A 25,048-nucleotide genomic window follows, 5' to 3' on the forward strand; every position below is an offset into this window, starting at 1 on the left:
CCCGGAATCGTTATCGGTCACTGACCAGCCAGTTGTCCTGAAAGATCAGGTCATCTACATCACTGCCGACATATAGGGTCTTCATAGGTATTTCCTCCTTTGCAAAACGGTCTTTTGTCAGTATATGCGCCCGATGCCGGGAAATTGCACGGAACAGGGCAACTCCTCTGCCGGGTATCAAAAGTTTTTTGCTTTTTTTGAATCAAGGCTTGACATTCCACCTTCCATATGATATTCTAATTGTTGCCGACAGCTGCCGGTGTGGTGGAATTGGTAGACACAGGGGACTTAAAATCCCCCGGTAGCGATACTGTACCGGTTCGAGTCCGGTCACCGGCACCACAAAATGAGATATCGCGGAGTAGAGCAGTTGGTAGCTCGTCGGGCTCATAACCCGGAGGTCGCAGGTTCGAGTCCTGTCTCCGCAACCAGACAAAGAACCTTGAAGCCGCAACGGTTTCAAGGTTCTTTTTATGTGATTCTGGCAGGTGTTTTCCCTTTATTTTTCCCTTTACAGGTTTTTAAGGGAGATTTTCAGGGGGTGCAGCCTCCCCGGCGGTGAGCTGCCCGGGACACCAGGGCGGCGGCAAATCCGACAGCGCTGTCGGATTTCCAGCACCCAGGCGGCAGACCCAGACCCCCGGGAACGTGCGCGGCGCTCCTGGATAAAGAAACCACCGTTGTCGGAAAATCCAACAACGGTGGGCCTGCTGGGGATATGGCCCCGGTGTCCGAATCGGACACAAGGGCGGCGGCAGCTCCGGCAGGGGTACCCCCAAAATTTTGCGGGTACCTCCGCCGCCGGTGATCCTTTACGCCACACAAAACCGGCGGGTGGTCGTGGTGTGGGTGAAGCGCTCCGCCACGTCCGGGAGGGCCTTGCGGAGGGCCACCGTGTCAACCCTGGAAGCGGTGACGGCTTTCCAGGTGATCTTATACTCCCCGGCCTGGATGGCCTCACGGTCCCCCATAGCGGCCTTGATGGCGTCTTTCAGGGCTTCCGCCTCCGCCTGGGCCTCGTCAATCAGGGCTTGCAGCTGGCGCAGCTCCCGCGCCTTGGCTTCCAGTTCGTTGATACTCATGGTGTGTTCCTCCTCATATCCTGCGGCGGCTGGTTTGGTGCTCTCCGGATCGTCCCCGGCCTTCACGAAGCAGCCCGCCCGTTTGTGGGACGGGGAGATTTTAGAGAGGTCATCCGGCTCTTTCCCGGTCCGCCTGTCGCAGCTCCCTGTTCCCTTGCTGTGATTATAATATACTATATTTACATGCATATATCAAGTGGCAGAATAGATATATTTACATGCATATTTCTGTGCATGTTTTATATTTACACGAATAGAAATATGAGGTATAATAAAGCTACAATGGAAGAGGTGCCGACTAAAACGGCAGCCCCCCTCAAAGGAGGAAATGCCAATGGGTGAGGAAACGAAAGTAAGCAAAGCACAGCAGAAAGCCGTTCACAAATATGTGAAAACCCACTATGACCGCATCAATGTTACGATGCAGAAAGGGCGGCGGGAGGTTATTCAGGCCCACGCAGCGGCCCAGGGCGAGAGCGTGAACGCCTTTATCAACCGGGCCATCATGGAGGCCATGGAGCGGGACAAGGCCACCGGAGCGCCCCAGGAGGGTAAAGCATAAGCCCCAGGCCATGCAGGCCCAGGGCTGGGGTTGACAGCGGCCCCGGAGGGGCCTATAATGAACATAGAAAAGGGCGCTGCGACAAGCGGTTAGCCCGGGATGTGAAGGATCCTAAAGCAAAGCCTTAGAAACCGTCACCGGCCAGGGTGGCGGTTTCTGCTTTTTACGATGATCGTAACCGTAAAGGCTCCGATATGTAACGTAATCCGCATAGCCTCACCCCCTTTCGGGTGGTGTGACCAACCGCCTGCCGTTGTGCAGCGCCGAAACGAGAATACCACAGCCGCCGCCAAAATGCAAGGCGGATCGTCGGAACCGCCCCGCCGCCGCGCCCTGGGCAGATCCTCACGCAGCACAGCAAAACCGGCCCTTGTGTCCGATTCGGACACCGGGGCCGGTTCTCTTATGTGCCGGAAACTGTCTTGATAAACGCATCCATCCGGGCGGCGCTGGCCTGCCGCATCTGCGTGGTAACATGGGCGTAAATATCCAGGGTAAAGGCCGCTGTGGCGTGTCCCAGCGTCTCCTGCACGGTCTTGATGTCATCCCCTGCCCGGATAGCGGCCACGGCATAGGAGTGCCGCAGATCGTGAAAACGGGCGTCCGGGCGTCCGATGGCGGCGGCAGCCTGCTTGAAGCTGCGGTAAACCGCCGCCTGGGCAAGATGGTGGCCCAGATCATCCGTAAACACCAGGCCGGAGTCCTCCCACAGCTTCCCGGCCCGCAGGCGCTGGGCAGCCTGGGCGGCCCTGTGACGCTTCAGGAGGGCCATGACGGAGGCGGCGGGGGTAATGGTGCGGCTCTTGCCGTTTTTGGTGGAGGTCAGGCGGTATTCTCCACCGCCGCCCCGCAGCCGCTGCAGCTGCTTGTTGATGGTGATGGTGCCTGCCTCAAAGTCCACACAGTCCCACATAAGGCCCATGACTTCCCCCTCACGCATCCCCGTAAAGAGGGTGACAGTGAAAAGCACCTCCATGCGGCTGCCCTGGATCTCCCGCAGAAATGACGTAATCTGTTCGTCATCCAGGGGCGTCAGCTCCCGCTTTTCGATGCGGGGCAGCGTACAGGCCCCTGCCGGGTTGAAGCGGATGTAGCCAATCAAAACGGCCTGCTGCAGGGCTTTGTGGAATACGCCGTGGATGTTCTTGACAGTCTTGGGGGAAAGGCCCTCCGGGCGGTCCTTTGTAGGCTTGCCCAGGGCATTGTAAAAGGACTGGATCATGTGGGTATTCAGCGATTCCAGCCGCACAGCGCCCAGGGCGGGCTTGATATAGACCCGGATATAGGACTTGTACAGATCCACTGTGCGGGGCTTGACGCCGCCCAGGTAGGTTTCCGCCCAGGCGTCCAGCCATTGCCCCAGGGTCTGCTTGTTGGGGGCCGTATAGGTGCCGTTATCAATGGCGGCGGTGGCAGCTTTGAGCTTCTGGGCAACTTCTTTTTGGGTCTTTCCGGTGATGGAGCGCTGCACCTGCTTGCCGGTGCCGGGGTCCGCTCCCTCCGTGTATCGGGCCTCCCAGTATTCATACTTCTTGCCGTTACGGGTGACGGTTTTCTTTCGGATCGTACCCGTTCCCTTTGCAGATCGTCCGGCCATACGGGAAAATCTCCTTTCCTTTTGCGGCCCGGTATGCTATCATGAGAGGGCATACAGGGCCTATATTTGTCATGTGGGGTCTGTCTATGCCGCCCGTCCAGGGGTCCAGCCTGGGCGGGCATTTTTTATTTTTCGGAATTCTGTTTGTATTCTTTACGTTGGTATTTCGGTATTTGACACATCTCTTTTATACGAAGTAGCGCTTCCGCCTGGCCAATGTCATTTAGCCTACTATAACTATCAATTAAGGATGATAGTTGTGAATCTTCATTGTAGCAATCATAACTACACGCTCTAGCAGATAAAAAGGCCAATGCCGTTATAGCTCTCTTTTGAGAGGCATCTAATTGCATGTTTTTTATAGTTTCTTTAATCTCTTCCGGGACATCCCCGTTAGATAATATTAAGTCTATAGCATTTTTCTTAGTTTTACTGTCATCTAGAATGCGGAGAACCTCCAGATGTGTGGCATCTCTTGGAAACAAATCATGAGCATAACAGTTCAATGCAGTGGCTATTTTATCCATAGTTTCAATTTTGGGTTTTCTTAAATCTTTCTCATACTGGCCTATCATCGAGCCAGATACACCGAGCTTTTCCCCTAGCTGTGCTTGGGTAAGGCCAGCTTTTTTTCTTGCATTTCTTATGCGTTCACCAACTGTCAAAAAAACACCTCCTTTTAAGAGATATTTTTACGATAGCACAAGCAAAAGAAAAAAACAAGCAAAAGATAATTTTTTCTCTTGACACAATCGTTTGATTGGTTTATTTTAGAGACAAGCAAATGCTAAAATTTGAAAAGGGGAGGGAAAAGGACGTGCGGATTGACAGAGTAAAATTTGCGGCAGAGCTTGCGCGAGCAGATTTGAACGTAAAAGGTCTGGCGGAGCGTGCCGGTGTGTCTCGAGTAACTATCACATCCGTAAAGGGTGGAAAATCCTGCTCAAAAACAACAGTTCAAAAGCTGGCGGCAGGATTAGGTGTGCAAGTCAGTGACATTGTGTCCGATTCGGACACATGAACGGAAAGGAGAAGATCATGGAGCGAATTGCGGTATCAGTCACAGAGGCGGCGGAGATGCTGGGCATGTGTCCCAAAAAAGTTTACCAACTTACCAGACAGGAGGATTTCCCGGCGTTCAAGGCGGGAAACCGTACCGTTATTTACGTGGAGGGTCTGCGGGAGTGGGTCCGGCGGAAGGCCACAGGAGAAGGGGCGGCGGTATGATAGGTATTTGCTGCCGGTTTGACCCCATCACGGCCAGCTGCGCCCCGTGCTGCGCGGTATGCAGCAGGCGGGACAGCTGCCAAGAAGAGACAGAAAAAGCCGCCCCAGTGCTGGAACACCGAAGCGGCAAGGCGGAACAGTTTTTCGAGCCTGTTTCCGCCTCCTATCTTAGCAGAATTTGAGGAGGATTGCAAGCAATGAAGCTACATAACGAAACCACCGCCGCCCCGGCGGCGGATCTCCAGCGCCCCGCGTATGTCCTGAGTGACGAAGCCCTGCTTAGCCTGTCGGAATATACCCCGTACAGCGAGGGTGACGCCTTCTTGTGGGTGATCGACATTGGAAAAAAGGTGGGCGGTTTTTGGGGAATCGCGGAAGATGTAGCCCGGGCCATAGCGGCGGACGCTATCCACCTGCGCAGCGGGCAAGCCCGCGCCCTGCTGGCCATGCGGGCCTTTTACTTCCTGGGCGTCCTGCGGGGCGGGGAGGCTTACAGGTCTCTTGTCGCGGGCAACGACGATGACGAACCGGAGTTTAAAGACCTGCCCTTTGAAGTCTTTTCCCAGCTTTTCGTGGAGGATATGAACGATTTGCCTGAGGAAGAGTTCAACAGCATACTGGCCCTCCTGGGGCTTACCGTGCCCTGGGCGGCGGAGGATAGGAAAGGAGGCCCGGAGGCATGAGACAGCAAGACACCGTGCGGGAGGACGCCGCAAAAATGGCGGCAATCGTCCGGGACCGCCTGAGCGGAATTGTCCCGGCTGCATCCATGGAGGTATTCGGAAGCCAGTGTATGGAAACCGGGGATTTTTACGTTAATCTCCGAATCCGTATGTCTGGGTGCACGATGAAGAAGGAGGGTATCGCATGAAATTTCAGGGCAAAGAGTTTGTAGACGCCGCCCAGATCCCCGGCGTGGTGATGATGAACGGCCAGCCATACGGAGAGACGGGCGGCCATTGGTTCCCTGTGAAAGGCGCTATCCGCTGCGGTACCGGCTTTGTCCCGGTGCTGGACATTCCCATGATGGACGAACAGCCCAGCAGAAAGGCGGCGGGAGCATGAATACACAGCAAATCAGCGAAACTGCGCTTTCCTCTTTACCCGAAAATTCGGTTTCTTATGAGCAAATGCTTCAGGATCTTATGAACCGCCTGGAAACTGCCCCCGAAACTGCCGTGTGTCCGCCGCCGAAAGCTCCTTGCAAGGCCGGGTATTACATGGGATGGCTTGCTTTAAACGCCATTGCTTATGGGTTTAAACGGGGCACAGAGGCGGCGGCGGGGGGTACAACATGAGTGAAGCCCAGGCCAGACGGCTTGCCGCCATGCTGACGGACAAGCAGCGCCGCGATTTTCTGAAACTGGCGCAGATCATCCAGGAGACCGAACACAAAAAGCCCGCCGCCGGTGGGCAGGAATAACACCCAAGGCTTTAGCGTCGCAGCAGTGCGGCGCTAAAACCGTTTTTAGGGCATTTGGAATAGGGTGGAATACGGTGGAGCCTGTTGCACCCAACAGAAAAAAACGCACCGCCAGAGGGGCGGGAACACATGGGCAGCCAGGAGGGGCAAGAATGGCAAAGCGGAAAAAGACCATCATAGCCGGTCCCATCGTCAAGACTATCATTTACACAGCGCCGGAGCCGCAGGACGGGAAGCGGGCCAGGGCGGAAAAGTCCAAAATGACCTCCGCCGCCCAAAAGGCCATGAACGACAAGACCGCCCGTGGACGGCTGGAAATGCTGCTGGCGGCAAACTTCACCGGGCGGGACCTGTTCGTTACCCTGACATACCGTGACGCAGATCTACCGAGCAGCCGGGCGGCGGCGGTGAAGCTGCTGCGGGCCTTTATCAAAGCCCTGCGGCAGCATCGGAAAGCCCGGGGCCAGGTCCTCAAATACATATACACCACCGAAGAAAAGCACGGGGAAGCCCGTTTGCACCATCATCTGGTTATCAGTGCCACGGGGGCAGATATAGAGGTTATCCGAAGCCTGTGGCCCTATGCGGACGTGATCGACATGGAGTATATCGGCCAGCGGGATTATGAGACCTGGGCACTCTACATGACCAAGGAGAGCGTCACAGGGCGGCCCGTGGGGGCGCAGATGTGGACCGGCAGCCGGAATCTGGAAAAGCCTGTGGTGAAGTCCTGCTATGTACCCAATGACACCATGCTTGCCGTTCCCGTTGGCTGCCACATCATCGAGCGGGAAGAGCGTGTAACGGAGTTTGGAAGCTACTGCTATATCAAGTACCGGCTGCCACGCCAGAGGCAGGGCGGCGGCCAGATCCCGGAGCGCAGTGAGTTGGAAAAAGGCTATGGAGACGCCTTTTTACTTGCTTGTAATCAGATATAACTTTAGGAACAGGACCAGAGAAAAGGCCCGGGACCTCTTGAAAGCAGCTCAACCGCCCGGTAACATGAAAGCACACGGGGCGATTTTCGCGCGAGGCGCACGCGCGAGACGCACGCGCGAGACGGCCCACACCAGAAAGGAGCGGCTTTCATGACCAAAACAGCCATTGTCCCATGCTTTTCCACGCCCTTGGGCGTGTTTATTTCCTGCCCTACCTGCAAGGCAAAACGGCTCATGCGGCTATACCCGGAGACCACAGGGGCAGGCGTGGCCCTGTTCTGCCGCAGGTGTAAGCGTGAGTTCGTGGTGGATATTCAGCCGGGAACCAGCCCGGACCGTATAACCCTGCGGGAAATCAACGCCGCAGCGGGTTAACAGGGCCTGCGGATCATCCCCCCCTGCCTGGATGGCGGCAGCACAGCTGGGCCCAGGACCGGGGGCAGAACCTTTTCCGACGGCGGGAGAGGGCGCCGGAGGGGGTAACCGGCAGGCCGCAGGGAATCACGCCCGCAGGACGCGCCCGCAAACGCCGCGCCTGCGTAAGCAGCGTTCAAACCGCGCATAAAACGAGGGCAAATTTCACAGCGGAGCAGGCACGGCAGCCGGGACGCTTGGGCGCATGGGCGCTCGCGCCTGCGGGTGCGTGGCTTCCTTGCAGCCCTCCCCCAGGGCGGGGAAGTTCTGAACAGTCCACGCAAGACCGCATGCCACCATTCATGCGTGACTTTTTCCCCACGGGAAAGTTTAAAAACGCCAGCATTGCCCAGCACAATAGGCGGCCAAAAATGGCGATAAATAAACGGCGTTTTTCACAGGAAGCTACGTACGCACGCAGGTGCTTGCGTGGGCGCAGCTGCGCATGTGGGCGGGTGGTTCCTTGCCCCGCCCCCCAGCCTGGTAAAGTTTCGGGCATGGGTATGCAAGACCGCAGGCCCCCTCGAATGCGAAAAAAATTCCCCCATCAGGATTCTACGCTTCCAACGCCGGGCCGGGCCGTCTGTCCTGTTCCCTGCCAGGAGGCCGCAGCAGACCCCAGGAGCCACAGGGGAGACCGCAGGTACCTCCGCCGCCGGGCCCGTTCTGTCTGCCCTACCCTCTATCAGGAAGCCGCAGCAGGCCCCAGGAGCTGCCAGGGAGACCGCAGGTGCCTCCCGCCGCCGGGCCGGTTCTGTCTGCCCTCCCCTCTATCAGGAAGCCGCAGCAGGCCCCAGGAGCCACCAGGGAGACCGTAGAGGCCACCGCCGCCGGGCCCGTTCTGTCTGCCCTACCCCCTGCCAGGGGGCCGCAGCAGGCCCCAGGAGCCACCAGGGAGACCACAGGTGCCTCCGCCGCCGGGCCGTTTTGTCTGTCCTCCCCCCTGCCAGGAGGCCGCAGCAGGCCCCAGGAGCCACCAGGGAGACCGCAGGGGCATCCCGCCGCCGGGCCGGTTACTTTCAATGCCAGGAGGGACTATGAGCTATTGGAACAAGTGGTATCAACGTACGGCAGATGAAAGGATGGGCGCGGTGATCGCGCATAACTTCCTTGGCGGAAACCTCATTACCCTGCAATATGCAAACCCGGATCGTATAACGGATCTGTTTGTAATCCGAAACTGGAAAGCATGGCTTGACCGCGCCAGAATATCAAACGGCGGGAATTTCAAGTTCATTGTGGGGCATGACTACGGGACGCCGGAGGCCCCGGCCATGGCGCACTATGTTTTTATAGACGTTGCTGCAGCAGAGTGCGAACGCATGGCGTCAAACTGGGTCTGTGGGCCTGCATCGGTTACACACCTGGATGCGCACACGCTGGATGATGTCCTGTCCGCCCTCTCAAACCGCCCCGTCATGCAGCGCAAAACCTCGCGGCCTCTGTGGGGATCGTCAAGAAAGGTACCGTGTGAAGTTCCGCCCAGCAAAACGGGATAATGAGGGGCGGGACAGCCCCCAAAATTTCCCCTTATTTTTTCCCTTTAAGCCGTTCCAGACTGAAAATTGAAAAATCCACACAATACCATGGAACGGTTGAAAACAGGGAACAACGGGAGAGACAGAACACACCAGAAAAAGCGGCTAGTCAATTCGAGTCCTGTCTCCGCAACCAGACAAATAGGAGTCAAGTTCCCAACAGTCGTATGAGACTGGCAAAGACTTGACTCCTATTTTTTTATATCATGCTTTGCGCTATGACACTCCATGTCCTTGTCCAAATTCTCTTCCAGCCCTTGTGGTGTTTCGTAAAGAGGAACGCAGGGATCAGGAATCAAACGGCAAATGTGACATTTGTCCATCAGCAGATTCCCAAATGGACTGTTCTGCCCAGGGCCCCGCAGAAAGCGCATACTCCCTGATGGATGTTCGCTGAATTCTGTTTATGTGGAGGTATATGCGAAATCCACCCCAAGCGGCTATGAGAACAAGAATAACCGTTCCCGTTACGATCGCTTTTCTCTTCACGTCAAAACCATGAACAATTCAACCACCGAATGGGAGGCGCCGGAGCAATAGCTGTATGCGCTGCTGGACAAGCAGCTATAGCAGGACAGAGACCTGGAACGCACGGAAAATACCAGCTATCCCATTGGGCCGGAGAACCCCATCCGCAAAAACAGGGAGATTTTGGAACGAAGGCCTTGCGGTTTTTCATAGGGTGTGCTATACTCCTTTCGGTTTAAGGAATGCGGCGAAAGGGGGAGCTCCCTGGCGCCACGCTCAGAATATGGATGACAAGAACCAGATTGCGAGGGAGCCTGTGTTCCAGGCTGAGAGGGTCCCAGGAAGGACCGACCGTACCCTGTTTTTCATGTATGACAGGGACATCAGCATCTGCGTGAAAGTCATGGCAGGGTATGTGCTGATGCACATACCTTTTTCTTTTGCGCGGACAAATTGAATGGAGGTACCCCTATGAAAAAGAAACTCCCCGCACTCCTGTTGACTCTGGCACTGTGCTGCGGCCTGATGAGCGGCTGCGGCGGCTCCGGCGAAACCGCGTCGGACGACACATCCTCCGACGGCGTCCAGGAGATCCCCTCCCTGAAGATTGCCTTCTCCCCTTACGCCGACGCCGACATGATCTCCGAGTCCACCCAGCCCCTGGAAGACCTGCTGAAGGAAAAGCTGCTGGAAAAGGGCTATGACGTGGGCGAGATCGACATGACCGTGGGCACCAGCTACACCGCCGTGGGCGAGGCACTCAGTGCCGGCAGCGCGGATCTGGGCTTTATCTCCGGCGGCAACTACGTGCTCTTCTCCGACGACTGCGACGTGCTGCTCACCGCCCTGCGCTACGGCATCAACAAGGACTCCGAAAACCCCGCCGACTGGAATGACGGCACCATTGAGGAAAACACCGATGAGATGAGCACCTACTACCGCTGCATTCTGCTGGCCGGCCCCACGGAAAAGGGCCAGGAGCTTATCGCCAAGGTCAACGGCGGCCAGGAACTCACCTGGGAGGATCTCAACAGTGCCACCTGGGCGGTGCTGAACCCCACCTCCGCCTCCGGCTACATCTATCCCTGCCTGTGGCTCCAGGAGCACTACGGCAAGGGCATCAGCGACCTGGACAACGTGGTGGAGTGTGACTCCCACACCACCTCCGTTGCCCGCCTGGCCGCGGGACAGGTGGATGTGATGGTCTCCTACGGCCACATCCGTATCAAAAACGCCCCCATCTGGGAATCCGACTTCGGCGGCACCGCCCCCATGGTGGAGCAAACCGGCGTCATCGGCGTCACAGAGGGCATCTACAATGACATGATCGCCTACAGCAAGACCTCCGAGACCATGGAGGACGAGGACTTCCGCAAGGCCGTGGGCGAATCCTTCATCGAGCTGGCCGAGACGGAAGAGGGCCAGGCCATCTTCAGCGTCTTCAGCCAGGTGGGCTACACCTGGGGCAGCGACTCTGACTACGACGGGGAGCGGGATGCCCAGGCTCTCCTCAAATCCATGGAGCAGTAACCGCTCTGCCGGGAGGTTGACCATGCTGCAAGTCCTGCATATCCAAAAAGAATTTCCCCGCTCCGGCCAAGTCCTGCGGGATGTGAGCTTCACCCTGGGGGACGGGGAGTTTCTCTCCGTCATCGGGCCCTCCGGAGCTGGCAAGACCACCCTCTTCCGGATCCTCAACGGCACGGAAGTCTGCGGCGGCGGTGAGATCCTCTACAAAGGCACCCACTTTGAAGCTGCCCGGGGCCGGGACAAGCGGGCGGTACAGCGGACCATCGGCACCATCTATCAGGATTTCTGTCTGGTGGAAAACACCTCCTCCCTGCAAAATGTCCTGAACGCGTGCCTGCCGGAGATGTCCCTGGGGGCCGCCCTCCTGGGGCTCTTCGGCCGGGCGCGGACGGAAAAAGCCGCCGGGATTCTGCGGGAGGTGGGGCTGGAGGACAAGCTCTCGGAGCCGGTGAAGCGGCTCTCCGGCGGGCAGAAGCAGCGGGTGGCCATCGCCCGGGCCCTGATGCGGGATCCGGCAGTGCTGCTGGCAGATGAGCCGGTGGCCTCTCTGGATCCCGTCACCGGGCGGCAGATCCTGGAGCTGCTGCGGCAGATCCAGCTCAGCCGGGGTGTCAGCATCCTCATGAACAGCCACAATCTGGAGCTGTCTTTGGAATTTTCCGACCACATCATCGGTATCAGCCGGGGCCGGGTGGTCTTTGACGGCACGCCCGGAGCGGTGACGGAGGATGTCCTGCGGGAGATCTACGGCGGAACAGGAGTGTCCCCATGAGACGACACATTCCCCGCCCGCTGACGGTGGCCGCCTTTGGGGCGCTGTTTCTGGCGGCTGCCTGGTTCACCGGATGCGACCTCACGTTGCTGTGGTCCCGGCGGGGCCACCTGACGGACATTGCCCGGGAGATGTTTCCCCCGGAGTGGAGCTTTGCCGGAAAAGTTCTGCCCCTCCTCTGGATCACCGTCCAGATGTCCGTCACCGGGACAGTGCTGGGCGCTGTGCTCTCCGTCCCGGCCGCCATGGTCTGCGCCGCTCCCCTGCCGGGCCCCCGGGCGGTAAAAAAGCTCCTGCGGTTCTGCATTCAAGTCCTCCGATCCTTTCCGGCACTGATCCTGGCTCTGTTGGCCACCTTCTTCCTGGGCATCGGCGCCTTTGCGGGCACCGCCGCCATCACCGTCTACACCTTTGCCATCATGACCCGCCTCACCTACGAGGACATGGAACACGCACCTCTGGGGCCCTACACGGCTCTGCGGGCCATGGGCGCCACCTCCGTCCGTGCTTTTTCCCGGTCTATTTTCCCGGAAATCGCCCCTTCCTACCTCACCAACGCCCTCTATCTGCTGGAGGGCAACGTGCGCCACAGCGCCATTCTGGGCTATGTGGGGGCCGGGGGCATTGGCCTGCTGCTCAACGAAAAGGTCTCCTGGCGGGAGTATGGCAAAGTGGGCATGATTTTGCTGCTGCTCTTTGTCACGGTCTATCTCATGGAGGCCCTCAGCACCCTGCTGACCCGCCTGGTGCAGCAGGAGGTAACCCTGGGCCGGACAGGCCGGTGGGCACTGGCCGGAGCGGCAGGGGGGCTGTTCCTCCTGTGTACCCTGACGCTGCCGCCGCCGGATCTCTCCCGTACCAGCCTCCGGATGGTGCGGGCTCTGCTGACCGGTATCCTCCACCCGGACTGGGGCCTTTTCTTTCAAACGGACAGCAGCGGCCTTGCCTATCTGCTGCTGGAGACGGCGGCTATCGCCCTGGTGGGAACCTGCGTGGGCGTGGTCCTTGCCATTCCCCTGGCCTTCCTGGGCAGCGGGCGTTTCTTCCCCGCCCCGGTGGCCTGGCTGTTCCGTACTCTGGTGGCCGCCATCCGCTCCGTCCCCTTTTTGATCTACGGCCTGATCTTCATCCGGGTCTGCGGCCCCGGCTCCTTTACCGGTGTGCTGACGCTGGCGGTGTGCAGCGTGGGCCTTCTATGCAAACGGTTCTCGGAGGCCATCGACGCGCTGGATCTGCGTCCCTGCCTGGCTCTGGAGGCCATGGGCGTGACCCGGCTTCCCCGCATCCGCCACGGCGTGCTGCCACAGCTCTCCCCACAGCTCTTCTCCGCCACCCTCTACCGGTTCGACGTCAACATCCGGGAAGCATCGGTGCTGGGGCTGGCGGGAGCCGGCGGCATCGGTGCGCCGCTGATCTTTGCCATGAACCAATACGCCTGGAACCAGGTGAGCACCCTGGCCCTGGGCATGATCCTCCTTGCCTGGCTGGTGGATCTGATCTCCACCGCCTGCAGGCGCCGGGCAGACTAACAGCAAGAGCCGCTCCCGAAGGTTTCGGGAGCGGCTCTTGTGTTTGCCGTTTCAAATCCGTTTCACGCCGTCTCTTCGGCGAAGTTTCCGGTGTAGAGCTGGTAGTACTTGCCCTTCTTCTCGATCAGCTCGTCATGGGTGCCCCGCTCGATGATGCGGCCCTGCTCCATGACCATGATGCAGTCGGCGTTGCGCACGGTGGAGAGGCGGTGGGCGATGACGAAGGTGGTGCGGCCGGTCATCAGGGCGTCCATACCGTCCTGCACCAGCTTTTCCGTCCGGGTATCGATGGAGCTGGTGGCCTCATCCAGAATCAGCACCGGGGGATCCGCCACGGCGGCCCGGGCAATGGCGATCAGCTGCCGCTGGCCCTGGGAGAGGTTGGCGCCGTCCCCGGTGAGCATGGTGTCATACCCGTCGGGCAGCCGGCGGATGAAGCCGTCGGCATTGGCCAGCTGGGCCGCCGCCACGCACTCTTCGTCGGTGGCGTCCAGATTGCCGTAGCGGATGTTCTCCATCACAGTGCCGGTAAAGAGGTGGGTATCCTGGAGCACGATGCCCATGGACCGCCGCAGGTCCGGCTTTTTGATCTTGTTGATGTTGATGCCGTCATAGCGGATCTTGCCGTCGGCAATGTCGTAGAAACGATTGATGAGGTTGGTGATGGTGGTCTTGCCGGCGCCGGTGGCGCCTACGAAGGCGATCTTTTGGCCGGGCTTTGCCCAGAGGCTGATGTCGTGGAGCACCAGCTTATTCTCGTCATAGCCGAAGTCCACACCATCCAGGGTGACGCTGCCCTCCAGCTTGGTGTAGGCAGCGGTGCCGTCGTCCTTGGGCTGCTTCCAGGCCCAGACATTGGTGCGCTGAGCAGACTCTTCCATCTGGCCGTCGGCCTTCTCCCGGGCGTTCACCAGTTCCACATAGCCCTCGTCTGTCTCCGGCTGCTGGTCCATCAGGTCGAAGACCCGCTGGGCACCGGCGGCGGCATTGACCACGAAGTTCACCTGCATGCTCACCTGGGTGATGGGCTGGGTGAAGCTCTTGTTGAGGCTCAGGAAGGTGATGACGGTACCCAATGTCACGCCGGCCATATCGTTGATACCCAGGATGGCGCCTACGATGGCCACCAGGGCGTAGCTGAGCCAGCCGATGTTGGCGTTGACGGGCATCAGGAGGTTGGCGTAGCGGTTGGCCATATCGGCGCTTTGCCGCAAGTCCTCGTTGACCTTGTTGAAGTCCGCCATGGCGGCCTGCTCATGGCAGAAGACCTTCACCACTTTTTGACCGTCCAGCATCTCCTCGATGAAGCCGTCCACAATGCCCAGGTTCCGCTGCTGCTGAACATAGTATTTGGCAGAAAGCCTGGAGAAATTTTTGGTTACCAGCAGCATGACACAGGCGGTGAGGATGGAGATCACGGTAAGCGCCGGGTTGAGCAGCAGCATGGTTACCAGGGTGGCGGCCATGGTGATGGCGGAATTGATGATCTGGGGAATGCTCTGGCCCAGGAGCTGGCGCAGGGTGTCCACGTCGTTGGTGTAGACGGACATGATGTCGCCGTGGGCGTGGGTGTCGAAATACTTGATGGGCAGGGATTCCATCCGCCGGAACAGGTCGTTTCGCAGGTTGCGCATGGTGCCCTGTCCCACGGAGACCATGATGCGGTTATAGGCATAGGACGCCGCAACACCCAGCACCAACACAGCAACCAGCTGCAAAATGGCCCGGCCCAGGCCGCCAAAATCGGTGGAGCCGGAGTTGATCATGGGCACGATGTAGTCATCCACCAGGGTCTGGGGGAAGGTGGCGCCCATGACGTTGGCGATGGCGGAGATCAGGATGCACGCCACCACCAGAATGAATGGGAACTTATAATCGTGCAGCATATAGCCCAGGACCCGCTTAAGCACCGCGGTGGGGCTTGCTTTTTGTTCTTGGGGTTTCATGGTGTCACATCCTCCTCTCACGCGGGCTGGTCGAAGTCGCCGCCGCCCTGGATCTGGGAATCATAGATCTCCCGATAGATGGCGTTGGTCTCCAGCAGGTGTTCCGGCGTATCGAAGCCATCCACACGGCCGTCATCCAGAACCAGAACCCGGTCGGCCTGCTCCACGCTGGAGATCCGCTGGGCAATGATGATCTTGGTGGTGCCGGGGATACGCTTGGCAAAGGCCGCGCGGATCTTGGCGTCGGTGGCGGTATCCACCGCGGAGGTGGAGTCGTCCAGGATCAGCACCTTGGGCTTTTTCAGCAGGGCCCGGGCGATGCAAAGACGCTGCTTTTGGCCGCCGGAGACGTTTGCGCCGCCCCGCTCAATGTAGGTGTGGTAGCCGTCAGGCAGGCGGTCGATGAACTCGTCGGCACAGGCCGCCTGACAGGCGGCGACGCACTCTTCCTCCGTGGCGTCGGGATTGCCCCAGCGCAGGTTATCCAGAATGGTGCCGGAGAACAGCGTGTTCTTCTGGAGCACCACGGAGACCTGGTTGCGCAATGCCTCCATGTCATACGCCCGCACGTCCAGGCCGCCCACCTTCACGGAGCCGGAGTCCACGTCATAGAGCCGGCAGATGAGGTTCACCAGACTGCTCTTGCCGGAGCCGGTGCCGCCGATGATGCCGATGGTCTCGCCGGAGCGGATGTGCAGGTCGATGTCGGAGAGGACGCTTTTGCCGCTGCCGTGCTGGTAGGAGAAGGTCACATGGTCGAAGTCGATGGAGCCGTCGGCCACTTCCATAACAGGCTTTTCCGGGTCGTGGAGGTCGGGGGTCTCATTGAGCACCTCGCTGATCCGGCGGATGCTGGCCATGGACATAGAGATCATGACGATGACCATGGAGAGCATCATCAGACTCATCAAAAGGCCCATGATGTAGCTGAAGAGGCTGGTGAGATCGCCGGTGGACATGGTGCCCCCCACAATGTAATGGGCGCCCAGCCAGGAGATCATGATAATGCAGAAGTACACAGCGGTCATCATGGCGGGGTTGTTGAAGGCCAGCAGGCCCTCGGCCTTGACAAACAGGCGGTAGAGGTTGGCGGAGGCCTTGGCGAACTTGCTGTTCTCATAGTCCTCCCGGACGAAAGCCTTCACCACCCGGATGGCGGAGATGTTTTCCTGGACGCTGGCGTTGAGGTCATCATACTTGCGGAAGACCTCGTTGAAGATCTTCAGGGTCACCACCATGATGGACCCCAATACCACGATCAAAAACACCACGGCAATGAGGAACGTCAGGCTCAGCTTGGGGCTGATGATCAGGCACATGGCATAGCTGAAGATCAGCGTCAGGGGCGAACGTACCGCCACACGGATCACCATCATGAAGGCATTCTGCACATTGGTGATATCGGTGGTCATCCGGGTCACCAGGCCCGGCACGCTGAACTTATCGATGTTGGAGAAGGAGAAGGTCTGGATATTGGCGTAGATGGCCTTGCGGAGATTGGCTGCCAGGCCGGACGAAGCGCTGGCGGCGAAGCGTCCGGCGCCGGCGGCGAAAAACAATCCCAAAAACGCAATGACCACCATGACGGCACCGTAGCGGTACACCACGGAGAGGTCTCCGGTTTCCAGACCGTCATCGATGATGATGGCGGTAATAAAGGGCAGCAGAATGTCCATCAGCACTTCCATGGTGGTCATGCCGATGCACAAAAGCGCGTCCCGCTTGAAGCGGCCCAGCTGCCGCAGCACAGTTTTCATGGGTTCGATACCTCCTTGGATTTTGTTTGGGTAAGTTGGGAAAGATTGTCCAGCAGCTTGTTCTGCAGGCGGTTGAGCAGATCCAGCTCCTGGAGGGAAAGGCAGCCATAGAGCTGCTGCTGGATCTTGCGGGTGGTCTCATCCAGGAAGGGCTGGATCTGCCGGCCCTTTTCCGTGGGAAACAGCAGCTTGCACCGGTCATCCCGGGCGCAGCACTCCACCCGGATATAGCCCTTTTCCCGCAGGCGCTTGACCATGCCCGACAGAGCAGCCATGGAACAGCCGAAGTCCCGGTGGATCTCCGTCAGGGACGTCCCACGGTCACAGTGGCGGAAGACATACTGCAGGATGTGGGCCTGTACGGCCGTGAGCTCCGCCTCCGCCATAAAGCTGTTCGCCAGCAGCTCCATCTGAATACAGATCTGCCGGTTGTTCCGGACCATCCGCCCCCGGTCGATCTTCTCCATGATTTCGCCTCTTTTCATTGGTTAAGGGGTAAATAATTTCATCCCTACGTTTTTATAGCACAAAGCCCATTGCGTGTGAAATTCAAATATGCTATATTCTATAAATAACTTTTATTGATTGTTCGCATAATACGCCGGTGCTTCCGGCATGGAGGTGCATCCTTTTGAATACCACACAGCTGGAATGTTTTATGGAAGTGGCCAATTACCTGAACTTTTCCCGGGCAGCGGAGCATCTGCGCATCACCCAGCCTGCCGTCAGCCATCAGATCAACACCCTGGAGGACGAGCTGGGGGTGAAGCTGTTTCTGCGCTCCAGCAAAAACGTGCGTCTGACACCGGAGGGCAGCCAGTTCATGCACTACGCCGGGGAAATCCTGAAGCTGACCCAGCTGTCCAAGTCCCGGATGAAGGAGGCGCAGCAGTCCCTGCCCCGGCGGCTGGTGATCGGCTGCCGCAACACGCTGGAACTCCGGTTTCTGGCTCCTGCCCTGCGGCTGCTGCGGGCGCGGTGTCCCGAGGTGCTGCCGGTGCTGCGCCTGATCCCCTTCGACTCCCTGGAAAACCTGCTGGTGGAGGGGGATGTGCACGTTATGTTCTCCTTTCAGGAGATCTCCATTCCCAAGATCCGCTGCCGGGAGATACTCACCTGCGGCGCCGTATGCGTGTGCAGCTGGGATCATCCCCTGGCCGGCAGCAGCTCCCTCACCGCCGCCCAGCTGCAGAAGATCGGCCCCATGGCCGTCTGCCGCCCCCGGATCTGCCCGGCTCCCCTGCTGCAGATCCAAAGCTCCATCGTAGGCGGCCGGGAGACCAGCGGCATCTACTTTTGCGATAATCTGGAGATCATATTGCCGCTGCTCCAGTCCGGATACGCCTATGCGGTACTGGCGGATCTGCCTCACACCCGGCTGCCGGACCTGTGCTATATCCCCCTGCCGGAGTTTGCCCCGCTCTCTTTCCGGGCCGTATACCGCACCGGGGGGGCCATTCCGGTTTTGAACGAATTTCTTGGCATCCTGCAGGAAAGCGCCTCCCTTCCCGACCAGCCGTGACCTCCGGCAGTTTCTCAGATCCGCCGGGAAAACGGAACCGATCCCCTGTGCAAAAAGCCCAACTGTCTTTTCGCTCTCGGACATTTGACCGCTCTGAAAAGACATTTTTGTGGATGAAATCCACAAAGGCCGAAGTAAATTTACGTAAGGAAACTGGAGGCTTCTCCGAATTTATGCAGCCGGCGCGGGATTTCGTTGCATGCGCCTGCGGAAAAGGAGTATACTCAATCATAATTAAAGGGAAAAAAGGAACCGTGCGGCACTCCTGTCCGTCCGGATATCCGTCATCAAAAGAAGGAGGAACCACCTGTGAGCCAAACATTCAAAAAGGTCCTGGTTGCCAACCGCGGTGAGATCGCCATGCGCATCTTCCGGGCCTGCCATGACCTGGGACTGCAGACCATTGCCATCTACTCCAACGAAGATACCTACAGTCTCTTCCGCACTGCGGCCGATGAGTCCTACCTGATCGGCAAGAACATCAGCCCCCTGGGTGCCTATCTGGACATCCCCCGGATCATCGCCCTGGCCAAAAAGCATGGTGCGGACGCCATCCACCCCGGCTATGGCTTCCTCAGCGAGAACGGGGACTTTGCCCGGGCCTGTGAGGAAGCGGGCATCAAGTTCATCGGTCCCTCCTCCAAGATTCTGGATCTGATGGGTGACAAGCTCTCCGCCAAGCAGATAGCGGTGGCCTGCGGCGTCCCCACCACCCCCGGCACCACGGAACCCCTCCAGAGCCGGGAGGCCGCCCAGAAGCTGGCTATGGAATTCGGCTTCCCTGTGATTTTGAAGGCTGCCGCCGGCGGCGGCGGCCGGGGCATGCGCCGCTGCGACACCGTGGAGGAAGTGGGCGTCAACTTCGACCTGGTGAAGGCCGAGGCCAAGAAGGCCTTCGGCAACGACGACATCTTCATGGAGAAGTTCCTGGTGGAGCCCAAGCACATTGAAGTCCAGGTGCTGGGCGACGAGTACGGCAACGTGGTGCACCTCTTTGAGCGAGACTGCTCTCTCCAGCGGCGCTATCAGAAGGTGGTGGAGTTCACCCCCGCCTTCTCCGTTCCCCAGGAGGTGCGGGAAGCCCTGTATGCCGATGCCGTGAAGATCGCCAAGTACGTGGGCTATGTCAACGCCGGTACCCTGGAATTTCTGGTGGACAAGGAAGGCCATCACTACTTCATTGAGATGAATCCCCGCATCCAGGTGGAGCACACCGTCACCGAGATGGTCACCGGCATCGACCTGGTGCGCTCCCAGATCCTCATCGCCCAGGGCCGTCCCCTCAGCGATCCCGACATCGGCATCCCCAATCAGGAGTCCCTGCATCTGAACGGATACGCCATCCAGTGCCGCGTCACCACCGAGGATCCCGCCAACAACTTCGCCCCCGACACCGGCAAGATCACCGCTTACCGCTCCGCCGGCGGCTTCGGCATCCGGCTGGACGGCGGCAACGCCTACACCGGCGCCGTCATCTCCCCCTACTACGACTCCCTGCTGGTGAAGATCACCACCTGGGACAACACCTTCCCCGGCGTTTGCCGCAAGGCCGCCCGTGCCATCAACGAGGTCCACGTCCGCGGCGTCAAGACCAACATCTCCTTCATTACCAACATCCTCAAGCACCCGGCCTTCATCGCCGGCAAGTGCCACACCAAGTTCATCGACGAGACCCCGGAGCTGTTCCAGCTGGACGAGAGCCAGGACCGGGCCACCAAGATGCTCAAGTATATCGGCAACATCGTGGTCAAGGAGCAGGGCGAACACAAGCTCTATGACGAGTGCCGCTTCCCGCCTTTCTCCGGCAACCGGCCCGACGGCCTCAAGCAGATGCTGGACGCCAAGGGCCCCAAGGCTGTGGCGGACTGGGTGAAGGAGCAGAAAAAGCTTCTCATCTGCGACACCACCTGCCGGGATGCCCACCAGTCCCTGCTTGCCACCCGCGTCCGCACCCGTGACATCGTCAAGGGCATGGAGGGCACCAGCGAGATCCTCGCCGACGCTTTCTCTCTGGAGTGCTGGGGCGGCGCCACCTTCGACGTGGCTTACCGCTTCCTCCACGAGTCCCCCTGGGAGCGGCTGGACATGATCCGGGAAAAGGCCCCCAACCTCCTGCTGCAGATGCTCCTCCGGGGCGCCAACGCCGTGGGCTACACCAACTATCCCGACAATGTCATCCGGGAGTTCATCAAGGAGGCCGCCCGCAGCGGCATCGACGTGTTCCGCGTCTTCGACTCCCTCAACTGGATCCCCGGCATGGAAGTGGCCATGGACGAAGTCCTCAAGCAGAACAAGATCTGCCAGGCCACCATCTGCTACACCGGCGATATCCTGGATCCCAAGCGGGACAAGTATCCCCTTGAATATTATGTAAACCTCGCCAAGGAACTGGAGAAGCGGGGCGCCCACATGCTGGCCATCAAGGACATGTCCGGCATCCTGAAGCCCTATGCCGCCAAGAAGCTGGTCTCCACCCTCAAGCAGGAGATCGGCATTCCCATCCAGCTCCACACCCACGATACCTCCGGCAACCAGGTGGCGGCGCTGCTGCTGGCGGCGGAGGCCGGCGTGGACGTGGTAGACTGCGCCATTTCCTCCATGGCGGGCATGACCAGCCAGCCCTCTCTCAATGCCGTGGTGGCGGCTCTCCAGGGCACTGAGCGGGATACCGGCATGGATCTGGAGCGCCTGCAGCTGCTCACCGACTACTGGGAGGACGTGCGCAAGCGCTACGACTCCTTCGAGGGCGGCCTCACCTGCAACAACGCGGATATCTACCGCTATGAGATCCCCGGCGGCCAGTACACCAACCTGCGTCCCCAGGTGGAATCCCTGGGCCTGGGCAGCCGGTTCATGGAAGTCAAGGAAAACTACCGCAAGGTCAACGAAATGCTGGGCGATATCGTGAAGGTGACCCCCTCCTCCAAGATGGTGGGCGACCTGGCCATCTTCATGACCCAGAACAACCTGACGCCCGAGACCATTGTGGAAAAGGGCGAGGGCCTGGCCTTCCCGGACAGCGCCGTCAGCTACTTCTCCGGCATGATGGGCCAGCCTGCCGGCGGCTTCCCCAAGGATCTCCAGCGGGTAGTCCTCAAGGGCAAGGAGCCCATTACCTGCCGTCCCGGCGAGCTGCTGCCGGCAGTGGATTTTGAGGAAAAGAAGCGGGAGATGCACTCCTTCGATCCCGATCCCACCTGGCGGGCGGTGCTCTCCTACTGCCTGTATCCCAAGGTGGTGGAGAACTTCGTCAAAAACCGCAAGGAGTACGGCTATATCACCCGTCTGGGCAGCCACGTCTTCTTCCACGGCCTGGCAATCGGTGAGACCAACAAGGTCAACATCGCCGACGGCAAGACCCTGGTCATCAAGTACCTGGGCCTGGGCGAGGTGGACAAGGACGGCATGCGCACCGTCAGCTTTGAGCTCAACGGCATCCGCCGTGACGTCCAGGTGCCTGACGAGGAGGCCCAGAAGAATGTGGTCCAGGTTCCCATGGCGGATCCCGAGGACAAGAGCCAAGTGGGTGCCTCCATCCCCGGCGCTGTCAGCAAGATCAGCGTAAAAGTGGGCGACACTGTGGAGAAGAACCAGACCATTGTCACCATCGAGGCCATGAAGATGGAGACCGCCATCACCGCCCGGATGTCCGGCACGGTGGAAAGCGTCCTGGTAAGCGAGGGCGATACCGTTAAGGGCGGCCAGCTCCTTCTGACCATCAAGTAAAACCGCACCAAATTATAAAGGAGCCCACGGCAAATTGCCGTGGGCTCCTTTTCCTATTGGTATCCTGATTTACGCCAAGACCCGCACACAGCGGTCGATGAGGGTCATGTGGACCTCATCGCCCTCGGCGAAGCGCTCCGTCAGCTGGGGATTGTAGACCTCCACAATAATGGGCTGGTCTCCCAGCATCACCTCATACTCCACCTTGGCGCCGTAGTAAGTGGCCCGGGACACCCGGCCGGGCAGCTGGCCCTCCTGGGCGGAGAGGAGGATGGACTCCGGCCGTACTGCCAGGCAGCACGGGCCGTCCTTCTGCACCCCAGCCATCCTGCCGGGAGCCGGGATGGAGATGGTCTTTCCCCCCACCTCCACCAGGGCCGCCTGGCCGTCCAGCCCACGGAATGTGCCATCGATGAAATTGGCCTTGCCGATGAAGTTGGCCACGAAGCGGCTGTTAGGCTGCTCGTAGATCTCCGCAGGAGACCCCTCCTGGCAGATGACGCCGTCCTTCATGATGACCACCCGATCGGAAATGGCCATGGCCTCCGACTGGTCATGGGTGACATACAGCGAGGTGATGCCCAGGCGCTTTTGCAGGGCCCGCAGCTCATCCCGCATGCTCTCCCGGAGCTTGGCATCCAGGTTGGAGAGGGGCTCGTCAAAGAGCAGCACGCTGGGCTCGATGACCACGGCCCGGGCCAGGGCCACCCGCTGCTGCTGACCGCCGGAGAGCTGGTTGGGGAAGCGGCGCTCAAAGCCTGTCAGCTGCATCATCTCCACTACTGCGTCGGTGCGGCGGATCACTTCCTCCTGGGAGCACTTGGCCACTTTCAGGCCGTAGGCGATATTCTCCCAGATATTCAGGTGGGGGAACAATGCGTAGCTCTGGAACACCATGGAGATGCCCCGCTTGTTGGGAGGGACTTTCGCCACATCCCGCTCCCCGATGAACACGTTTCCGCTGGTGGGATACTCAAACCCGGAGATCATCCGCAGCGTGGTGGTCTTGCCGCAGCCGGAGGGGCCCAGCAGCGTCACCATCTCGCCGTCGTGGATGTTGAGATTGATGTGGTCCACCGCCACAAAATCCTTGCCGGTGTCCGGCTGCTGGAAGATCTTGGTGACATCCTTTAAAACAACGCCGGAGCTTTTCTTGCTGAAGCCCAGCTTTTCCTGTTGATTGCTCATTTCGTTTCCTCCGCTTTCTTGAAAGTCGCTGCCTTGCTGCCCTTGGGCACTTTGGAGCGGGGGGCCAGCAGCAGGTTGATGAGGCCGTTAAAGATGCCGATGAACACCAGCAGGATCACCACCATCATGGTGACGAAGGCCGCCGCCTGGGAGTATTTGGCCTGGTCAAAGAGCGTGTAGATCTTGCTGGTGACCAGGTTCCATCTGGGCGAAACCAGGAAGATCACGGCGCTGACGGCAGTAATGGCCTTCACGAAGGAGTACACGATGCCGGAGAAGAAGGCATTGCGCAGCATAGGCAGGGTGATGCGGCGGAAAGAATATCCGCTGCCGGCGCCCAGAATGGTGGAGGCCTCCTCAATGGAGTTGTCGATCTGCAGCAGCGTGGTGGTGCCGGACTCAATGGCCACCGGCATGTTGCGGAACACGAACACGATCACCAGGATGGTGGCCGTACCGGTGAGCACCAGCGGCTTGGTGTTGAAGGCCAGGATGTAGGCGATACCCAGCACGGTGCCGGGAACGGCGAACATCAGTACGGAGGACACTTCAATGAACCGCTTGCCGTAGTAATTGCGCTTGGCGGTGATATAGGCGATGACCATACCCAAAAGGCCGCCCAGCAGTGCGGCAATGAGGCCCAGGACCATGGAGTTCTGCAGGCTGTCCCAGCCCTGCTCCAGGGCCTTGGCATACTGGCTGAGGGTCAGGGTGTAGTTATAGCCCCAGGTCTGGACAAAGGAGCCGAAGACCACCGTGCCGTAGAAGAGGATGATCACGGCGGCCACCAGCATGCAGAAAATAAACAGCGGCCACTTGATGTGGGGCTCATCCATCATCTTGCGGGCCTGGGTGGGCTTGCCGGTGACGGTGACGAAACTCTTTTTGTTGACCCAGTATTTATTGAGCAAAAAGGCCACCATGGCGGGCACCAGCATCAAAAGTGCCAGCACGGAGCCCTTGCGCATGTCGTATGTACCGTTGATGATCTGGTAGACCTCCACCGAGAGGGTGGTAAAATCGCCGCCGATGGTGGCGGGATTGGAGAAGTCCTCCAGAGACTGGATGAACACCAGCAGGCACCCGGAGATGATGCCCGGCAGAGACAGCGGGAAGGTCACCGTCCAGAAGGTGTGCCAGCGGCTGGCGCCCATGTTGCAGGCGGCATCCTCCACCGAGGCGTCAATGGAGGAGAGGATGCCGGAGAGGGTCATGTAGGCAATGGGGAAAAAGCTGATAACCTGCACCACGATCAGGCTGCCCATGCCGTAGACATTGTTGTCGGTGATCCCCAGCAGGCTCTTGGTGATGAGGCCCTGTTTGCCGAAGAGGAAGATGATGGACAGCGACAAAATGAAGGGCGGGGACAAAATGGGCAGCGTGGCGATGGTCTTGAGAAAGCCCTTGCAGGGCACATTGGTACGGGTGATGGTAAAGGCGAACACATAGCCGATGAAGGTGGCGATCACCGCCACCACCACACCCAGTGCCATGGTCCTGCCAAAGGTCTTGAGATACCGGGACGAGGCAAACAGTTCCTGCATGGGGGCCAGGGAGAAGTTCCCCGCCTCATCCGTCAGGCTGAAAAGCAGGACTTTGCCCAGCGGGTAGATGACAAACAGCACCAGCAGCACAATGGTAGCCACCACAGCCAGCAGCAGAACAGGCTGGCGCAGGATCATCTTCGTCTCATTCCGCTTTTTCAAACGGGCGGCGCTTTTACCGCCCGAACCGGAAGATTTTGCCATTTGCGTTCCTCCTGGGTGTCATGGATTTCACTTGGAAAGGGGCCTTCCCCCCGTATGGGGGGAAGGCCGTCAAATGTTTGT

24 protein-coding genes and 2 tRNA genes are annotated in these 25,048 nt (G+C 59.2%); 18 read left to right on the forward strand and 8 right to left on the reverse strand.

Features of this window, described 5'->3' with window-relative positions; genetic code table 11:
• Window positions 1-255 precede the first annotated feature (255 nt).
• Together ACT67G_RS00305 and ACT67G_RS00310 are read left to right on the forward strand one after the other, a co-directional pair.
• Window positions 256-342, forward strand: a tRNA-Leu gene (locus ACT67G_RS00305).
• A 13-nt stretch (window positions 343-355) separates the two neighbouring features.
• Window positions 356-431: transfer RNA gene (locus ACT67G_RS00310), tRNA-Met, on the forward strand.
• A 381-nt stretch (window positions 432-812) separates the two neighbouring features.
• Here ACT67G_RS00310 and ACT67G_RS00315 read toward each other — a convergent pair.
• The gene (locus ACT67G_RS00315; RefSeq protein WP_022289811.1) at window positions 813-1,082 is read right to left on the reverse strand and encodes a hypothetical protein; all 270 of its coding nucleotides are present in this window, start codon (window positions 1,080-1,082) and stop codon (window positions 813-815) included.
• Between the two features lie 334 nt (window positions 1,083-1,416).
• Between ACT67G_RS00315 and ACT67G_RS00320 the strand changes: the two genes are divergently transcribed.
• Window positions 1,417-1,644, forward strand: a complete 228-nt coding sequence (locus tag ACT67G_RS00320; protein WP_443662594.1) for an ABC transporter ATP-binding protein — start codon at window positions 1,417-1,419, stop codon at window positions 1,642-1,644.
• A 403-nt stretch (window positions 1,645-2,047) separates the two neighbouring features.
• On the opposite strand, the gene ACT67G_RS00325 is transcribed toward ACT67G_RS00320, so the two are convergent.
• Window positions 2,048-3,241: a tyrosine-type recombinase/integrase gene (locus ACT67G_RS00325; protein ID WP_443662595.1), complete on the reverse strand. Its 1,194-nt coding sequence runs from the start codon at window positions 3,239-3,241 to the stop codon at window positions 2,048-2,050.
• A 125-nt stretch (window positions 3,242-3,366) separates the two neighbouring features.
• Window positions 3,367-3,906, reverse strand: a complete 540-nt coding sequence (locus ACT67G_RS00330; RefSeq protein ID WP_443662596.1) for a helix-turn-helix domain-containing protein — start codon at window positions 3,904-3,906, stop codon at window positions 3,367-3,369.
• Window positions 3,907-4,025: 119 nt separating this feature from the next.
• On the opposite strand from ACT67G_RS00330, the gene ACT67G_RS00335 reads away from it, so the two are divergent.
• From ACT67G_RS00335 to phnE, 13 genes are all read left to right on the forward strand, one after another.
• Window positions 4,026-4,262, forward strand: coding sequence for a helix-turn-helix transcriptional regulator (locus ACT67G_RS00335; protein WP_297710255.1), 237 nt, complete (start codon window positions 4,026-4,028; stop codon window positions 4,260-4,262).
• 17 nt (window positions 4,263-4,279) lie between these two features.
• Window positions 4,280-4,468 (forward strand): helix-turn-helix domain-containing protein, encoded by a 189-nt coding sequence (locus tag ACT67G_RS00340; RefSeq protein WP_443662597.1) that lies wholly within the window; start codon window positions 4,280-4,282, stop codon window positions 4,466-4,468.
• 197 nt (window positions 4,469-4,665) lie between these two features.
• Entirely contained in the window at window positions 4,666-5,151 is a 486-nt protein-coding gene (locus ACT67G_RS00345; RefSeq protein ID WP_443662598.1) for a hypothetical protein, read from the forward strand.
• Entirely contained in the window at window positions 5,148-5,339 is a 192-nt protein-coding gene (locus ACT67G_RS00350; RefSeq protein WP_022289819.1) for a hypothetical protein, read from the forward strand. Before ACT67G_RS00345 ends, ACT67G_RS00350 begins: the two co-directional genes overlap by 4 nt.
• The gene (locus tag ACT67G_RS00355; protein WP_326215448.1) at window positions 5,336-5,533 is read left to right on the forward strand and encodes a hypothetical protein; all 198 of its coding nucleotides are present in this window, start codon (window positions 5,336-5,338) and stop codon (window positions 5,531-5,533) included. The genes ACT67G_RS00350 and ACT67G_RS00355 overlap by 4 nt, the downstream gene beginning before the upstream one ends.
• Window positions 5,530-5,766: a hypothetical protein gene (locus ACT67G_RS00360; RefSeq protein ID WP_443662599.1), complete on the forward strand. Its 237-nt coding sequence runs from the start codon at window positions 5,530-5,532 to the stop codon at window positions 5,764-5,766. The genes ACT67G_RS00355 and ACT67G_RS00360 overlap by 4 nt, the downstream gene beginning before the upstream one ends.
• Window positions 5,763-5,891: a hypothetical protein gene (locus tag ACT67G_RS00365; protein WP_022289822.1), complete on the forward strand. Its 129-nt coding sequence runs from the start codon at window positions 5,763-5,765 to the stop codon at window positions 5,889-5,891. Before ACT67G_RS00360 ends, ACT67G_RS00365 begins: the two co-directional genes overlap by 4 nt.
• A 152-nt stretch (window positions 5,892-6,043) precedes the next feature.
• Complete coding sequence (locus tag ACT67G_RS00370; protein WP_443662600.1) at window positions 6,044-6,829, forward strand: rolling circle replication-associated protein; 786 nt, start codon at window positions 6,044-6,046, stop codon at window positions 6,827-6,829.
• Between the two features lie 150 nt (window positions 6,830-6,979).
• Complete coding sequence (locus tag ACT67G_RS00375; protein WP_443662601.1) at window positions 6,980-7,204, forward strand: cysteine-rich KTR domain-containing protein; 225 nt, start codon at window positions 6,980-6,982, stop codon at window positions 7,202-7,204.
• Window positions 7,205-8,280: 1,076 nt separating this feature from the next.
• Window positions 8,281-8,742, forward strand: a complete 462-nt coding sequence (locus ACT67G_RS00380) for a hypothetical protein (RefSeq protein WP_443662602.1) — start codon at window positions 8,281-8,283, stop codon at window positions 8,740-8,742.
• A 978-nt stretch (window positions 8,743-9,720) separates the two neighbouring features.
• Window positions 9,721-10,779 (forward strand): phosphate/phosphite/phosphonate ABC transporter substrate-binding protein, encoded by a 1,059-nt coding sequence (locus ACT67G_RS00385; protein ID WP_443662603.1) that lies wholly within the window; start codon window positions 9,721-9,723, stop codon window positions 10,777-10,779.
• A gap of 22 nt (window positions 10,780-10,801) precedes the next feature.
• Complete coding sequence (locus ACT67G_RS00390; protein ID WP_443662604.1) at window positions 10,802-11,551, forward strand: phosphonate ABC transporter ATP-binding protein; 750 nt, start codon at window positions 10,802-10,804, stop codon at window positions 11,549-11,551.
• Window positions 11,548-13,080 carry a phosphonate ABC transporter, permease protein PhnE gene (phnE, locus tag ACT67G_RS00395; RefSeq protein ID WP_443662605.1) on the forward strand — a complete coding sequence of 511 codons (1,533 nt, stop codon included), beginning with the start codon at window positions 11,548-11,550 and terminating at the stop codon, window positions 13,078-13,080. The genes ACT67G_RS00390 and phnE overlap by 4 nt, the downstream gene beginning before the upstream one ends.
• Before the next feature lie 62 nt (window positions 13,081-13,142).
• Here the strand turns inward: phnE and ACT67G_RS00400 are convergent, their stop codons facing one another.
• The 3 genes from ACT67G_RS00400 to ACT67G_RS00410 are packed head-to-tail and all read right to left on the reverse strand — an operon-like array spanning window position 13,143 to window position 17,250.
• Window positions 13,143-15,026, reverse strand: coding sequence for an ABC transporter ATP-binding protein (locus ACT67G_RS00400; protein ID WP_325245039.1), 1,884 nt, complete (start codon window positions 15,024-15,026; stop codon window positions 13,143-13,145).
• Window positions 15,027-15,043: 17 nt separating this feature from the next.
• Complete coding sequence (locus tag ACT67G_RS00405) at window positions 15,044-16,783, reverse strand: ABC transporter ATP-binding protein (RefSeq protein ID WP_325245037.1); 1,740 nt, start codon at window positions 16,781-16,783, stop codon at window positions 15,044-15,046.
• Window positions 16,780-17,250 (reverse strand): MarR family winged helix-turn-helix transcriptional regulator, encoded by a 471-nt coding sequence (locus ACT67G_RS00410; protein ID WP_443662606.1) that lies wholly within the window; start codon window positions 17,248-17,250, stop codon window positions 16,780-16,782. Before ACT67G_RS00410 ends, ACT67G_RS00405 begins: the two co-directional genes overlap by 4 nt.
• A gap of 164 nt (window positions 17,251-17,414) precedes the next feature.
• On the opposite strand from ACT67G_RS00410, the gene ACT67G_RS00415 reads away from it, so the two are divergent.
• The gene (locus tag ACT67G_RS00415) at window positions 17,415-18,305 is read left to right on the forward strand and encodes a LysR family transcriptional regulator (protein ID WP_443662607.1); all 891 of its coding nucleotides are present in this window, start codon (window positions 17,415-17,417) and stop codon (window positions 18,303-18,305) included.
• Between the two features lie 309 nt (window positions 18,306-18,614).
• The gene (locus tag ACT67G_RS00420) at window positions 18,615-22,031 is read left to right on the forward strand and encodes a pyruvate carboxylase (protein WP_443662608.1); all 3,417 of its coding nucleotides are present in this window, start codon (window positions 18,615-18,617) and stop codon (window positions 22,029-22,031) included.
• A gap of 69 nt (window positions 22,032-22,100) precedes the next feature.
• Here ACT67G_RS00420 and ACT67G_RS00425 read toward each other — a convergent pair whose 3' ends face one another.
• Together ACT67G_RS00425 and ACT67G_RS00430 are read right to left on the reverse strand one after the other, a co-directional pair.
• On the reverse strand, window positions 22,101-23,219 hold the full coding sequence (locus ACT67G_RS00425; RefSeq protein ID WP_325245031.1) for an ABC transporter ATP-binding protein: 1,119 nt from the start codon (window positions 23,217-23,219) through the stop codon (window positions 22,101-22,103).
• Window positions 23,216-24,967: an ABC transporter permease gene (locus ACT67G_RS00430; protein WP_325245029.1), complete on the reverse strand. Its 1,752-nt coding sequence runs from the start codon at window positions 24,965-24,967 to the stop codon at window positions 23,216-23,218. The genes ACT67G_RS00425 and ACT67G_RS00430 overlap by 4 nt, the downstream gene beginning before the upstream one ends.
• Window positions 24,968-25,048: the final 81 nt, after the last annotated feature.

Source organism: Dysosmobacter sp. (assembly GCF_052306735.1).
In the GTDB taxonomy this organism is placed as follows: domain Bacteria; phylum Bacillota; class Clostridia; order Oscillospirales; family Oscillospiraceae; genus Oscillibacter.